Below are 13,136 nucleotides of genomic sequence, written 5' to 3'. Positions count from 1 at the left end.
CGGCACGGGACCTGCCGGCGGCCCGCGGCGGCCCGGTCGTCGGAAACGGGGGGCCCGACGCGCCCGGGGCCGCGCGCCGACAACGGTACGCCGCCCGCCGCCGATCCGCCGCCCGGCTCGGCCCGCACGCCGAGGCCGCGCCGGGCCGGCGGCGCCGCCGGGTCGGTGGTCACCACCGGCCGGGGTGGGTGCCGGTGACGCCCGCCACACCGGCAGGCTCGGGGCACCCGATCAGCCGGGCCCGGCGAGGTGGCAGTCGTGCTTGAGCTACTCACCCACGTGACATCACCGCTGTGGGCGTACCTGGCGCTGCTCGGGCTGCTGGCGGTCGACGCGTTCGTGCCGGTCATCCCCACCCAGGCCGTGATGATCACCGGTGGGGCGCTCACCGTGTACGGCGGGCTGAGCCTCCCGCTGACCATCGGGGTCGGCGCGCTCGGCGTCTTCGCCGGCGATCTGGCCTGCTACCTGCTCGGCCGGGGAGCACCGGACCGCCGGCCGGCCCGGAACGCCGAGCCGAGCCGGGCCCGCCGGATGGCCGGCCGGATGACCCGGGGACTGCGCCGGCCCGGCCCGCTGGTGATCCTGCTCTGCCGGTTCGTGCCGGGCGGCCGGATGGCCGCCTGCTTCGCCGCCGGCCGCAGCCGGTACCCGTACCGGCTCTTCCTGGCCTACGAGGCGGTGGCGGCGGCCGGCTGGGCCACGTACGGTGCGCTGGTCGGGCACCTGGGCGGCACGGCGCTGACCGAGTCGGCGTGGCAACTGTTGGTGATCGCCGGCGCGGCGGCGGCCGGCTTCGCCGCCGCCGGCTGGGCGATGACGGCCCTCACCGCCCGCCACGAGACACCGACGGACTGACCCCCTACTCCAGCTCGTGCAGCATGAGCTGGCGGGCCGCCTCCGTGATGGAGCCCGACAGACTCGGGTAGATCGTGATGGTCTGGGCCAGCTCGTTGACCGTGAGGTTGTTCTCCACCGCCAGGGTGATCGGCAGGATCAGCTCGCTGGCCTTGGGGGCGACCACCACGCCGCCGATCACCTGGCCGCTGGCCGGGCGGCAGAACAGCTTGACGAAGCCGTCGGCCAGGTCGTCCATCTTCGCCCGGGCGTTGCCCGACAGCGGGAGCATCACCTGGCGGGCGGGCGTCTTGCCGGCGTCCACCTCGTCCTGGGAGACGCCGACGGTGGCCAGCTCCGGGTCGGTGAAGACGTTCGCCGCGACCGTACGCAGCCGCAGCGGCCGGACCGCCTCGCCGAGCGTGTGCCACATCGCGATCCGGCCCTGCATGGCGGCCACGCTGGCCAGCGGCAGCACCCCGGTGCAGTCGCCGGCGGCGTAGATGCCGGGGACGTTGGTCCGGGACACCCGGTCGACGGTGACGTAGCCGCCCCGGGCCAGCTCGACGCCGTACTCGCCAAGGCCCAGGCCGGCCGTGTTGGGGATCGACCCGACGGCGATCAGCGCGTGCGAGCCCTGCACCAGCCGGCCGTCGGCCAGCTCCACCTCCACCCCGTCGGCGGTCCGCCGGACACCCTCGGCGCGGGAGTTGTTGAGGATGGTCATCCCCCGAGAGCGGAAGACCCGCTCGATCGCCATCGCGGCGTCGGCGTCCTCGTGCGGCATCACCCGGTCCCGGCTGGAGACCAGGGTGACCTCCACCCCCATGGCCAGGTACGCGCTGGCGAACTCGGCGCCGGTGACGCCCGAGCCGACCACGATCAGGTGCTCGGGCAGCTCGGGCAGGTCGTACACCTGCCGCCAGGTGAGGATCCGCTCGCCGTCGGGCACGGCGGTGGGGAGCTGGCGCGGGGTGGCGCCCGTGGCGACCAGCACGGTCGACGCGGCGATCGAGTACTCCTCGGCCCCGTCGGCCGGGGTGACGACGACCCGGTGGGTGTGACCGAGCGTGTCCTCGCCGAGCCGGGCGGTGCCGGCCACGAAGGTGACGCCGGCCTTCAACAGCTTGGCGTGGATGTCGGCGGACTGGTGAAGGGCGAGCCGCTTGACCCGCTCGTGCACCGTCTGGGCGTCGACGGTGACCGCCTCCAGCCCGTCGGAGTGCACCCCGAACTCCTCGGTGTCCCGGTACCCGGTGACCACCTCCGAGCTGGCGATGAAGGTCTTGGACGGGACGCAGTCGGACAGCACGCAGGCGCCGCCGGCCCCGTCGGCCTCCACCACGGTGACATCAGCGTCCAGCTGGGCGGCGACCAGGGCCGCCTCGTACCCGGCCGGCCCCCCGCCGATGATCACGATCTGGCTCACAGCTATCGCCCCTCGTCCATGCTCACAGTGACTTTCTTCTCCCCGACGCGTCCGACACGCACCGTCGTATTCTCCCCCACCCGTCCGTCGGGCTATCGTCATCGCCGTGCGTCATTACGCCGCCTACGGCTCAAACCTGGACCCCGCCCGGATGCGTGCCTACTGTCCGCACTCGCCGATGGTGGGCATCGGCTGGCTGGAAGGCTGGCGGCTCACCTTCGCGGGCGAGGGCGTCATCGGCTGGGAGGGCGCGGTCAGCACCGTCGTCGAGTCCCCCGGCGACCGGGTGTTCGTGGCGCTCTACGACATCAACCCCTACGACGCCGCCCAGCTCGACGAGATCGAGGGGGTGACCTCCGGGACGTACCGCAAGCTGCACGTCCGGGTCTCGACCCTCGACGGGGACGTGACCGCCTGGGTCTACGTCTTCGACGGGTACGAGGGCGGCCTGCCGACGGCGTGGTACCTGTCGGAGATCGCCAACGCCGCCGAGAAGGCGGGCGCGCCCGACGACTACGTCAGCGAGCTGCGGTCCCGCCCCACCGGCACCGCGTCGGCGTAGCGCGTCTACCACGCCCCCAGTCTGCTCCGGGTGGGTGGCGGCGCGCGGAGCGCCCCCCGGCGGGCGGCTCCGGTCACACACCGACCGCCGGAACCACCCGCTCGTACATGTCGGTCCACCGCACCTCGTCCAGCCCCACGGAGCGGTAGAGCGTCGCCGGAGAGGTCGGGTTGGCCAGGTCGACGCCCAGGCCGGCGGACCGCCTGCCCTTGGCGGCGTAGACCGTGAAGGCCCGCCGCAGCAGCGCGGCGCCCACCCCGTGTCGCCGGTACGCCGGCAGCACCGACAGGGTGCGGACCCACCCCTGGTCCTGCTCCAACGCCTGGTCGGACGACTGCAACGCGCCGGCCGGCACCCCGTCGACCTCGGCGACGAACCACTCGTCCCAGGTCCTGACGTACGGGGGCAGGTGCTCCCGCCACTGCTCGTACCCGACCGGCTCGTAGTCCGAGGTGTCCCGGAACGCCGTGTCGAAGATCCGGTGGAACAGGCGCAGGTCGGCCTCGTCCCCGACGTGCAGCGGGCGGATCGTCACCCCGGGCGGGCACGGCGGCTCGGCGGGCAGGCCCGTCAGTGTCCGGCTCATCCGCACGTACCGTTTCGCCCGGGTGAAGCCGGCCTCGGCCAGCTCCGCCACCCACCGGGTCTCCGGCGCGAAGGCGGCGGTGCGGACGGTCAGCGCGGACAGGCCCCGCTCGGCGGCCCGCTCGGCGACCCGGCCCAGCATCCGGGTGAGCAGTGGGACGCGCGCGGCCTCGGCGCGCACCGGGTCGACGTAGACGTCGACGAACTCCCGGCCCACCCCGCTCGGGTTGTCCACCACGGTCCACCCGACGACCCTCCCGTCGTGGTCACCGACCAGCCAGGAGTCGAGCGCCGGGTCGACGAAGGGGGCGGTCAGCGCGGCCTCGACGTCCTCGGCGTCGAAGTCGGGGTGGCCGATCGCGAAGGTGTCGGCGGCGTGCACCACCGCAAGGATCGCCGGCACGTCGTCGAGGGTGGGGCGGCGGGCGCTCCAGCCAACGGGAAGGGTCATCCGGCGATCCTGGCAGCAGCCCACCGCCCGCCGCCGCCCATTTATCCCCGCCCCGGCCGGTCGGGATCTCGCTGGGTGGGCCGTCCCTGCACCTGCGCACGGGCGGTGGCCAGCAGGTCCAGCAGTTCGGCGCCCTCGCCGGGGGCGAGGACGCGGAAGCCCGTGGCGACCAGCCGGTCGGTCATCGCCTCCGCCCACAACCGCCGCCGCACCAGGGGACCGACCCGGGGGTACGGCGGCGGCCAGCCGCAGGCCAGCGCGCCGGCCTCGCCCTCCGGCCCGGCCAGCACCGCCTCCAGCGGGGTCATCCCGCCGGCCCGCACCGCCATCAGGTACGCCCCGGCGAAGTGCTCGCGCAGCAGCAGCAGCCCGACGGCGGCCCGGGCGGCCGGGGAGTCCTCCGGTGGCGGCATGGCCCGCCAGGCGGCGAACAGCGGCATGCCGCTGGCGTCCGCCGCGTCGACCACCCGGCGCAGCAACCCGCCCAGCCGGTGCACCCCGGGCAGGGCGGCGAGGTGCTCGTCGCCCCAGCGGCAGCACTCGGCGAGGTTCGCGGCGGCCACCTCCAGCGGGCGGATCACCCGGGCGGCGCCGTCCCAGCCGTCGGCGACGGCGTCCGGGGCGATGAAGCCGAGGGCGGCGGCCACCGTCGGGGCCCGGACGTCGCCCAGCGCCCCGGCCCGGCCGGTGATGTAGAACGCCCAGCCGGAAATGCCCAGCAGGCGGGCCCGGCGCAGGGTGCCGGGGCAGCGGGTGAACGCTTCGCCGAGCTCCAGCACGAACGGCTTGCTCGCGGCGGCGACCTGCTCCGGCGTCATCGGAATCAGTCTCCCCCGCCGTCGCTTCCGGCGGCAGTCCCCTCTTCGGCGTCGATCGCCTCGATCGCCCCCTCGACCTCGCCGGTGCGCCGGCGGGCGGCGGTGGCGGCCCGTTCCGCCGCCCGCCGGGCCAGCCTCCGCCGGCTCAGCTCCTGCTCGGCCTCGGCCCGCCGCCGTTCCAGCTCGGCCAGCGACCGCTCGATGTCGGCCAGTTCCTCGGCACCGCCGTGCTCGGCGTCCGCCGCGCCGGCCAGTTCCGCCTCGGCCCGGCCCTGGTCGGTACGCGCCTTCGCCAGTTCCCGTTCCAGCGCCCGGCGCTGCCGGACCCGCTCGGCCCGGGCGGCGCGGTCCGCCGCCCGCTCGTCACGTTCCCGCCGCGTCCGGTCCCGGCCGGCGGCCCGGTCCGGGGCGGCCGGTGCGGGCTCCTCGTCACCGGTGACCAGCCGCAGTTGGGGGCGGGGCACCTCGCCGAAGCCGGCGTAGCTGGCGGCGCGCAGCAGCCGGCCGGTACGCACCTGTTCGGCGACCTCGGTGTCGGACAGCGCGGCGTTGAGCGTCGCCTCCACCTCGGCCAGGGGCAGTTTCCCGCCCGGCGGGCCGCCCTCGGCGTCGGCCGCCAGCCGGCGCACCTCGGCCACCAGCGCCGCGACCACCGCCCGCCGCTGGGCGGAGAGTTCCCGCAGCCGGGGGCCGCGCAGGTCGCGCTGGGCCACGCGCAGCGCCTCGGCGAGCTGGCCCAGGTCGGCGACGAGTTCGGGGCACCGGATGGCGAGCAGGTTGACCAGCCAGGCGGCCACGGTCGGGCGGCGCAGCCGGGCGATCTCCCGGGCCGTGGCCGGGTCGCCGGCCCGCCGGGCCTCGGCGACGGCCGCGTCGCGGGTGGCGACGAACCGGTCCGGCGGCTCCTCGTAGAGCCGTCGGACCAGGTCCCGAGGGGGTGGCACCGGGTCAGACGTCGAGCCGGCTGCCCGGCTCGAGGCGCTGGTAGTCGGTCTTGGACAGCGCCGTGAACTGGCGGTTCAGCACCGCCAGGCCGTTGTCGTTGAGCAGCCCGTCGTGCGCGGCGAAGGCGCGGCGCGGGGCGACCGCGCGGATGAAGTCGACCACCTCGGAGAACTTCGACCAGGGGGCGTGGATCGGCGCGAACAGGGTGTCCACCTGGACATCCTCCGGCACCACCAGCGAGTCGCCGGGGTGGTAGACCACATCGTTGAGCAGGTACCCCAGATTGTCCACCACGGGGATGTCCGGGTGGATGACGGCGTGCCGCCCGCCGTACGCCCGGACCGGCACGCCGGCCGCGGTGAACGACTGCCCGGGGGCGACCGGCTCCAGCACCTCGGCCGCGTCGCCGAGGACGCCGGACAGCGAGGCCGGGCCGTGGAGGCGGAACGGCCGGCGGTCGAGCTGCCGGGTGACCGCCGCGACGTCCAGGTGGTCGGGGTGCTCGTGGGTGATCAGCACCGCGTCCGCCCCGTCCAGCGCCGCCGGGTCGCTGAACCCGCCCGGGTCGACGACCAGCACCCCGCCGTCGTGCTCGACCCGCACGCAGGAGTGGGCGTACTTGGTGAGCTGCATCATGACCCCCTGATTATCGAATCGTGACATCCCTGAGCGCAGTCTGCCGGAACCCGAGGGCCGCCGCGCCACGTCTGACGTATCGCCCGATGGCCAGAAGAAGGGGAGCGGGAATGGACAGACGCGCAAGAGGTGGACTGCTGACCGCGGTGGGGCTGGCGGCTCTGCTGGCGGTGGGCGGATGCAGCGGTCTCCGCGGCGGGCAGGCCTCGGAGGACTCGGCCGCCTCCGCGCCGGACAAGGCGGCGCCGGCCGGCGTGCCCCTGGCGGAGGCGGGAGCGGCAGGGGCGAAGGCCGGCACCGGGGGCGGGTCGCCGGACCTGCGGGTGGACCAGCGGTCCATCGTCTACACCGGAGACATCCGGGTCCGGGTGGACGATGTGGACGGCGCCGCCCGGTCCGCCGTCACGGCCGCCACCTCGGCCGGCGGGTTCGTCGGCGGCGACGAGCGCAACAGCACCGGCCGGACCGCGCGGGCGGAGTTGGAGCTGCGGGTCCCGGCGGAGCGGTTCACCCCCGTGGTGGAGGAGCTGGCGAAACTGGGGCAGCAGGAGCACCGGTCGATCCGTACCGAGGACAAGACCGAGGAGACCGTCGACCTGGACGCCCGGATCACCACCCAGCGGGCCCGGGTGGAGAGCGGCCGAAAGCTGCTGGCCCGGGCCAGCTCGCTCGACGACCTGGTCAGGCTGGAGAGCGAGGTGGCCCGGCGGGAGGCCGACCTCGCCTCGCTGGAGGCGAAGAAGCGCCGGCTGGCCGACCTGACCGCGCTCTCCACCATCACCCTCACCCTGGTCGGGGCGGACGCCGAAACCTCCTCCGAGAAGGAGGAGGCCGAGACCGGCTTCCTGGTGGGGCTGCGCGGCGGCTGGAACGCGTTCGTCGCCTCGCTGGGCGTGCTGCTCACCGTGCTGGGCGCGCTGCTGCCGTTCGTGGTGGCGCTGGGCGTGCCCGTGGCGCTGCTGGTGGCGGTGCTGCGCCAGCGCCGGCGCAGGCCGGCGCCGGCGCTCAGCGAGTCGCCGCCAGTGCCCGTAGCGCGGTCTGCACCATGAGCCGGACGCCGAACGGGATGGCCCGCTCGTCGACGTCGAACGAGGCCCGGTGCAGGTCGACGTTCGGGCCGGACCGGCCGACGCCGAGGCGGGCGAGCGCGCCGGGGACGTACTCCAGGTACCAGGAGAAGTCCTCGCCGCCCATGCTCTGCGGGGTCTCCGCCACGCCTTCCGGGCCGAGCGCGGCCACGGTGGCGGCGGTGAGCACCTGGATCGCCTTGGCGTCGTTGCTGACCGGCGGCCGGCCGCGCAGGTACTCCAGGTCGACCGTGGCGCCGGTCGGGGCGATGACGTCCCGGACCACCTGAGCGACGATCTTGGGGGCCTCCCCCCAGGTGTCGCGGTCCATCACCCGCAGGGTGCCGGAGGCACTCGCCTCGGAGGGGATGACGTTGTACCGGGTGCCGGCCGAGGCGTGGCCGAACACCAGCAGCAACCCGCTGTTGGCCGGCACCCGGCGGCTGACCAGGGCGGGCACCTCGGTGACCAGCCGGCCGAGCGCGTCGACCAGGTCGACGGTCAGGTGCGGGCGGGCGGTGTGCCCGCCCGGCCCGCTGAGCTTGACGGTGACGTTGTCGGCGGCGGCGGTGATCGGGCCGACCCGCAGGCCGACCTTGCCGACCGGCTGGTTGGGGTCGCAGTGCAGGGCGAAGATCTGCACCACGTCGTCCAGCCCGCCGGCCTCGATGACCTCCAGCGAGCCGCAGGGCAGGATCTCCTCGGCCGGCTGGAAGATCAGCCGGACCCGGCCGTCCAGCTCGCCCAGTTCGGCGAGCTGGGCCAGCAGCATGCCGACGCCGAGCAGCACGGTGGTGTGCACGTCGTGGCCGCAGGCGTGGCAGACGCCGTCCTTGGTGGACCGGTACGGCACGTCCTTGATGTCGGTGAGCGGCAGCGCGTCGATGTCGGCGCGGAGCGCGACCACCGGGCCGTCGGGGCGGCCGTCGATGTCGCAGATCACCCCGTTGCCCTTCGGCAGCAGGCGCGGGTTCAGCCCGGCCAGGGACAGCTCGCGGGCGATCAGGGCGGCGGTATCGAACTCCTCGCCGGAGAGCTCCGGATGGGAGTGGATGTGTCGGCGGGTGGCGACGAGCCGGGGCACCCGCAGGGCCAGCAGTCGGTCCAGCTCGAAGGGCAGGGGCTGGGACCCGGACGGCGCCTCCGGCGAGTCCGACGACGCCAGCTGGCTGCCGTTCGGCAGCGTCAACGCACTCGTCACGGCGAAATCTCGATCACTAGAAATGGATGGATCATCGGGGATGACAGCAGACAGCCTAGACCTCCGATGGTGACGCTGTGCAACTTCATTCCCGTAGCGGTCGGATGGCGCAGCGTCACGAAAGCCCTGGTGGAAGGGCTCGACAATCTGCGGGACAGCAGGTAGATCGCGGTTGAACGCCGTCATCTGCCCCACACCTCCTACAACCCGTAACCGAGTCGGCGGTCGCGAAATCACCCTCGATCCGGGGCCGTCGTTTCCCGAATTGTCGCATTGGTCGCTTCGGTCAACCGCCGCTCGGACAATTAGCCGACCGCACCCGGGCGGCCGGGCGTCTCCAGACGGTGACACGACGGGACGGGACGCGCGCGCACACGCTGTCCGTCCCGTTCACCCGGACGGGTTACCCAACGCCCCGGGGTGCACACACGTGCCGGGCCGCGCCGGATCCGGCGCCGCGACTGCCCGGGGCCGGCCGAACCCGGCGGGCCCGGGGCGCCACCCGCCGACAGTAGACCCGGGTGCGACGGCCCGCGACCCCGCTTCCGCGGGGCGGGAAGCGGGGTCGCGGGGCAGCCGGTAGGGGTGGTCAGAACCGGTCGCTCGGGCGGTAGGTCCCCCAGACCTGGCGCAGGGTGCCGCAGACCTCGCCCACCGTGGCCCGGGCCCGCAGCGCCTCCTTCATCGGGAAGAGCACGTTCTCCGTGCCCTCGGCGGCGGCGCGCAGCTCGGCGAGGGCCCGCTCGACGGCGCCACCGTCGCGCTCCGCGCGCAGCCTGGCCAGCCGCCCGGCCTGGGCCGCCTCGATCTCCGGGTCGACCCGCAGCGGCTCGTACGGCTCGTCGGCGTCGATCGTGAACCGGTTGAGCCCGACCACCACCCGCTCACCCGAGTCGATCTCCTGGGCGATCCGGTACGCGGACTGCTCGATCTCCCGCTTCTGGAAGCCCGCCTCGATGGCGTCCACCACCGAGCCGTGGTCGGCCACCCGGTCCATCAGCTCCACCACCGCCGACTCGATCTCGGCGGTCATGGCCTCCACCACGTACGAGCCGGCGAACGGGTCGACGGTGGCGGTCAGGTCCGTCTCGTACGCCAGCACCTGCTGGGTGCGCAGGGCCAGCCGGGCGGCCTTCTCGGTGGGCAGCGCGATGGCCTCGTCGAAGCTGTTGGTGTGCAGCGACTGGGTGCCGCCCAGCACGGCGGCGAGCCCCTGCACCGCCACCCGGACCAGGTTGACCTCGGGCTGCTGGGCGGTGAGCTGCACGCCCGCCGTCTGGGTGTGGAAGCGCAGCATCATCGACTTCGGGTTCTTCGCCCCGAACTCGTCGCGCATCAGCCGGGCCCAGATGCGCCGGGCGGCACGGAACTTCGCGACCTCCTCCAGCAGGGTGGTCCGGGCCACGAAGAAGAACGACAGCCGGGGCGCGAAGTCGTCCACGGCCAGCCCGGCCGCCAGCGCGGCCCGGACGTACTCGACGCCGTTGGCCAGGGTGAACGCGATCTCCTGCGCGGGCGTCGCGCCGGCCTCGGCCATGTGGTAGCCGGAGATGGAGATGGTGTTCCACTTCGGCACCTCCTTGCGGCAGTAGCCGAACGTGTCGGCGACCAGCCGCAGCGAGGGCTTCGGCGGGAAGATGTACGTCCCCCGGGCGATGTACTCCTTGAGGATGTCGTTCTGGATGGTGCCGTTGAGCGCCGACCCGGCGACCCCGGACTCCTCGGCGACGAGCTGGTAGAGCAGCAGCAGCACCGAGCCCGGCGCGTTGATCGTCATCGAGGTGGAGACCTTGTCCAGCGGGATGCCGGCGAAGAGCAGCCGCATGTCCTCGATGGAGTCGATGGCCACCCCGACCTTGCCGACCTCGCCGTGCGCGATCGGGTCGTCGGAGTCGTACCCCATCTGGGTGGGCAGGTCGAAGGCGACCGAGAGACCCATCGTGCCGGCCCGCAGGAGCTGGTGGTAGCGCGCGTTCGACTCCGTGGCGGTGCCGAAGCCGGCGTACTGGCGCATCGTCCACGGGCGCGAGGTGTACATGGTGGGGTAGACCCCACGGGCGTACGGGAACTCGCCGGGCGCGCCCAGCCGGGCGTCCAGGCCCTCGGGCAGGTCGTCCGCCCCGTAGAGGTCCTTGATCGGGAAGCCGGACTCGCTTGACCGCCGTTCGCTCATCCCCGGATGGTAGGACGCGCCGGCGCATCGACGGGTGAGGGATTGCGCACAGCCGACCCCCGACTTCCGGCGACCGCAGGGTGAACAACCGGGCACGTACTGTCGAGTTCGGTAAACGTCCGTCGCGTCGGGTTTCGCATCGGGCGTCGGAACCCGCAAGATAGGGGGGTTGTGTCCCAGCCCCCTCGATTTCCCCCGGTGGCTTTTCTGTGACTCAGATCCCGACGTGGAGCGGCGGACCAGTCAGTCCACCCCACGGACGCGCGGCGCCCGGCACCACCATCGGTGGTCGCTACTCGCTCCGGTCCGCGGTGGGCAACGGCGGCATGGGCACGGTCTGGCGTGCCACAGACACCCTGTTGCGGCGCGACGTGGCGGTGAAGGAGGTCGTCCTTCCGCCGGGCCTCGCCCCCACCGACCGCGACGCGATGTACGAGCGGACGCTGCGCGAGGCCCGCGCCGCCGCGGCCATCCAGCACCCGGCCGTGGTCCAGGTGTACGACGTGGTCACCGAGGGTGGCCGCCCCTGGATCGTGATGGAGCTGCTGGACGCCCGCAGCCTGGCCGACATGGTGATCGAGGACGGGCCGGTCGCGCCCCGCGCGGTCGCCAAGATCGGTATCGCCCTGCTCGGCGCGCTGGAGGTGGCGCACGCGATCGGGGTGCTGCACCGCGACGTGAAGCCGGCCAACGTGCTGATCTGCACCGACGGCCGGTGCGTGCTGACCGACTTCGGGGTGGCCAAGCTCCCCACCGACGTGCAGCTCACCACCCCCGGGATGGTGCTCGGCTCGCCGCACTTCATCTCCCCCGAACGGGCGATGGGCCAGGAGTTCGGCCCGCCCAGCGACCTGTTCTCCCTCGGCGTGACGCTGTACACGGCGGTCGAGGGGCGGCCCCCCTTCGACAAGGGCGACCCGATCGAGACCATGCACGCCGTGGTCGAGGACCCGCCCGCCGCCCCGCAGCGCAGCGGCCCGCTGACCCGGGTGCTGATGGGCCTGCTGGAGAAGGACCCGGCCCGCCGGCTCGACGTGCACACCTCCCGGGCGATGCTGCGCGAGCTACTGGCCGGCCCGTTGACCAGCAACGCCACCGCCGTCAACTCGGTCACCGACCCGTACGCGGTGGTGCCGGTGCAGCAGCGCCCGGTCGTCGTACCGCCGCCGCCCGCCCCCGAGCCGAAGCCGAGCGGGCAGATCGGCGGTCGGGCGATGCTCGCCGCCGGCGAGTCGCTCACCGACCGGCTGGCCAAGCTGCGCCGGGGCGAGAAGGCGGGCAAGACCGCCGCCGCCGCGAGTGCCGCCGCGCTCGACGACACCAGCGCCGACGCGCTCGCCGGTCCGCTGCACACCCCCACCGGGGCGATGCCCGCGCCGACGCCGACGCCCCCGGCCGGCCGGACGTACGGCGGTTCGTCGGAGGCCACCCAGCGGGTCGACGCGGGCGCCGCGCCGGAGGCCACCCAGCGGGTGACGTACGGCCCGTCGCCCGACGCCACCCAGCAGGTCCCGTTCGGGCCCCGGCCGGACGCCACCCAGCGGGTCCCGTTCGGCGTCGGGGCGGACGCCGCCCAGCGGGTCGGCCAGCCCGACGCCACCCAGGCGGTGCCCGGCTTCGGCGCCCCGCCCGAGGCGACCCAGCGGATGGGCGGGACGTACGGCGGCGGCCAGTGGTCGGTGCCCGGCACCGGCCAGCCGTGGGCCACCCCGGCCACCGCGCCCGCCCCGGCCGGCGGCGGTGTGACCGGCGGGGCCGGCCGGCTCGTCGCCACCGTCCAGGGCTGGCCCCGCAAGGTGCAGCTCGCGGCGGCCGGCGCCCTCGTCGTGCTGCTGCTGGTCGGCGCGATCGTCCTGTTCGGCGGCGGCGACCCGGACCAGCCGACCACCCCCTCGGCGCAGCCCACCGCCCCCGCCGCGAGGCCGGTGGAGATGCAGGAGCAGTCGGCCCGGGGGGTCACGGTGCAGGTGCCCAAGGGCTGGGAGCGCAACAGCTCCGGCGTGTGGGTCGACTTCGTCGACCCGGAGGACAGCGGCCGCAAGGTGCGCATCCTCTCCGAGGACTGGGGCGGCACATCGTCGATGCGCTGGGCCGAGGTCGCCGAGAAGGGCCTGCGGAACAGGTCCACCTCCTGCCCGAAGCCGTACAACCAGGTGTCGATGACCGAGCAGAAGCTGGACGGCCAGGCGGCGGCCGAGTTCGAGTACACCTGCGGCGAGGGCGACGGCATGCGGCACGGCGTGTGGCGCGGGGTGGTGCACGAGGGCAAGGTCTACTCGTTCTACCTCTCCTCCACCGACGCCCGGTTCGCCGAGAGCAAGCCGATCTTCGACCAGATGGTGGAGTCGTTCAAGCTCGGCGGGACGGGCTGAGGGTCGTCGGGGCCGACGACCCGGCGAGGCCGACGGGACGCGGTGATCCGCCGCCTGCTA

The 13,136-nt window shown here is 74.2% G+C and carries 11 protein-coding genes; 4 read left to right on the top strand and 7 right to left on the bottom strand.

Features of this window, described 5'->3' with window-relative positions; all coding sequences use genetic code 11:
- The first annotated feature begins 258 nt into the window (after nucleotides 1–258).
- A complete protein-coding gene (locus C5N14_RS24605; protein ID WP_117671110.1) occupies nucleotides 259–858 on the top strand; it encodes a DedA family protein in 600 nt (199 codons plus the stop codon).
- 4 nt (nucleotides 859–862) lie between these two features.
- On the opposite strand, the gene C5N14_RS24600 is transcribed toward C5N14_RS24605, so the two are convergent.
- Nucleotides 863–2,266 (bottom strand): NAD(P)H-quinone dehydrogenase, encoded by a 1,404-nt coding sequence (locus tag C5N14_RS24600; protein ID WP_117671108.1) that lies wholly within the window; start codon nucleotides 2,264–2,266, stop codon nucleotides 863–865.
- 106 nt (nucleotides 2,267–2,372) lie between these two features.
- Between C5N14_RS24600 and C5N14_RS24595 the strand changes: the two genes are divergently transcribed.
- Nucleotides 2,373–2,828: a gamma-glutamylcyclotransferase gene (locus tag C5N14_RS24595; protein ID WP_117671106.1), complete on the top strand. Its 456-nt coding sequence runs from the start codon at nucleotides 2,373–2,375 to the stop codon at nucleotides 2,826–2,828.
- 73 nt (nucleotides 2,829–2,901) lie between these two features.
- Here C5N14_RS24595 and C5N14_RS24590 read toward each other — a convergent pair whose 3' ends face one another.
- The 4 genes from C5N14_RS24590 to C5N14_RS24575 are packed head-to-tail and all read right to left on the bottom strand — an operon-like array spanning nucleotide 2,902 to nucleotide 6,260.
- Nucleotides 2,902–3,864: a GNAT family N-acetyltransferase gene (locus tag C5N14_RS24590; RefSeq protein ID WP_117671104.1), complete on the bottom strand. Its 963-nt coding sequence runs from the start codon at nucleotides 3,862–3,864 to the stop codon at nucleotides 2,902–2,904.
- A 41-nt stretch (nucleotides 3,865–3,905) separates the two neighbouring features.
- Nucleotides 3,906–4,682 (bottom strand): hypothetical protein, encoded by a 777-nt coding sequence (locus tag C5N14_RS24585; protein WP_117671102.1) that lies wholly within the window; start codon nucleotides 4,680–4,682, stop codon nucleotides 3,906–3,908.
- Nucleotides 4,683–4,687: 5 nt separating this feature from the next.
- Nucleotides 4,688–5,626 carry a hypothetical protein gene (locus C5N14_RS24580; protein WP_117671100.1) on the bottom strand — a complete coding sequence of 313 codons (939 nt, stop codon included), beginning with the start codon at nucleotides 5,624–5,626 and terminating at the stop codon, nucleotides 4,688–4,690.
- 4 nt (nucleotides 5,627–5,630) lie between these two features.
- Nucleotides 5,631–6,260 (bottom strand): MBL fold metallo-hydrolase, encoded by a 630-nt coding sequence (locus C5N14_RS24575; protein WP_117671198.1) that lies wholly within the window; start codon nucleotides 6,258–6,260, stop codon nucleotides 5,631–5,633.
- Nucleotides 6,261–6,373: 113 nt separating this feature from the next.
- On the opposite strand from C5N14_RS24575, the gene C5N14_RS24570 reads away from it, so the two are divergent.
- The gene (locus C5N14_RS24570) at nucleotides 6,374–7,312 is read left to right on the top strand and encodes a DUF4349 domain-containing protein (protein WP_117671098.1); all 939 of its coding nucleotides are present in this window, start codon (nucleotides 6,374–6,376) and stop codon (nucleotides 7,310–7,312) included.
- Here C5N14_RS24570 and C5N14_RS24565 read toward each other — a convergent pair.
- Together C5N14_RS24565 and C5N14_RS24560 are read right to left on the bottom strand one after the other, a co-directional pair.
- Nucleotides 7,269–8,531 (bottom strand): amidohydrolase, encoded by a 1,263-nt coding sequence (locus C5N14_RS24565; RefSeq protein WP_117671096.1) that lies wholly within the window; start codon nucleotides 8,529–8,531, stop codon nucleotides 7,269–7,271. The two genes, C5N14_RS24570 and C5N14_RS24565, sit on opposite strands and share 44 nt — an antisense overlap.
- Nucleotides 8,532–9,120: 589 nt before the next feature.
- Complete coding sequence (locus C5N14_RS24560) at nucleotides 9,121–10,704, bottom strand: methylmalonyl-CoA mutase (RefSeq protein ID WP_117671094.1); 1,584 nt, start codon at nucleotides 10,702–10,704, stop codon at nucleotides 9,121–9,123.
- A 209-nt stretch (nucleotides 10,705–10,913) separates the two neighbouring features.
- Here C5N14_RS24560 and C5N14_RS24555 point away from each other — a divergent pair, with 209 nt between their 5' ends.
- A complete protein-coding gene (locus C5N14_RS24555) occupies nucleotides 10,914–13,076 on the top strand; it encodes a serine/threonine-protein kinase (protein WP_117671092.1) in 2,163 nt (720 codons plus the stop codon).
- The last annotated feature ends 60 nt before the right edge of the window (nucleotides 13,077–13,136 follow it).

The organism is Micromonospora sp. MW-13, assembly GCF_003434305.1.
In the GTDB taxonomy this organism is placed as follows: Bacteria; Actinomycetota; Actinomycetes; order Mycobacteriales; family Micromonosporaceae; genus Micromonospora.
The sequence above is the reverse complement of the archived record's forward strand: the minus strand, read 5'-3'. Positions and strand labels throughout refer to the sequence as shown.

Coding starts and splice junctions, on each gene's coding strand:
- C5N14_RS24590 (WP_117671104.1), bottom strand. CDS start 3,864: ATGACCCTTCCCGTTGGCTGGAGCGCCCGCCGCCCCACCCTCGACGAC.
- C5N14_RS24585 (WP_117671102.1), bottom strand. CDS start 4,682: ATGACGCCGGAGCAGGTCGCCGCCGCGAGCAAGCCGTTCGTGCTGGAG.
- C5N14_RS24575 (WP_117671198.1), bottom strand. CDS start 6,260: ATGCAGCTCACCAAGTACGCCCACTCCTGCGTGCGGGTCGAGCACGAC.
- C5N14_RS24570 (WP_117671098.1), top strand. CDS start 6,374: ATGGACAGACGCGCAAGAGGTGGACTGCTGACCGCGGTGGGGCTGGCG.
- C5N14_RS24560 (WP_117671094.1), bottom strand. CDS start 10,704: ATGAGCGAACGGCGGTCAAGCGAGTCCGGCTTCCCGATCAAGGACCTC.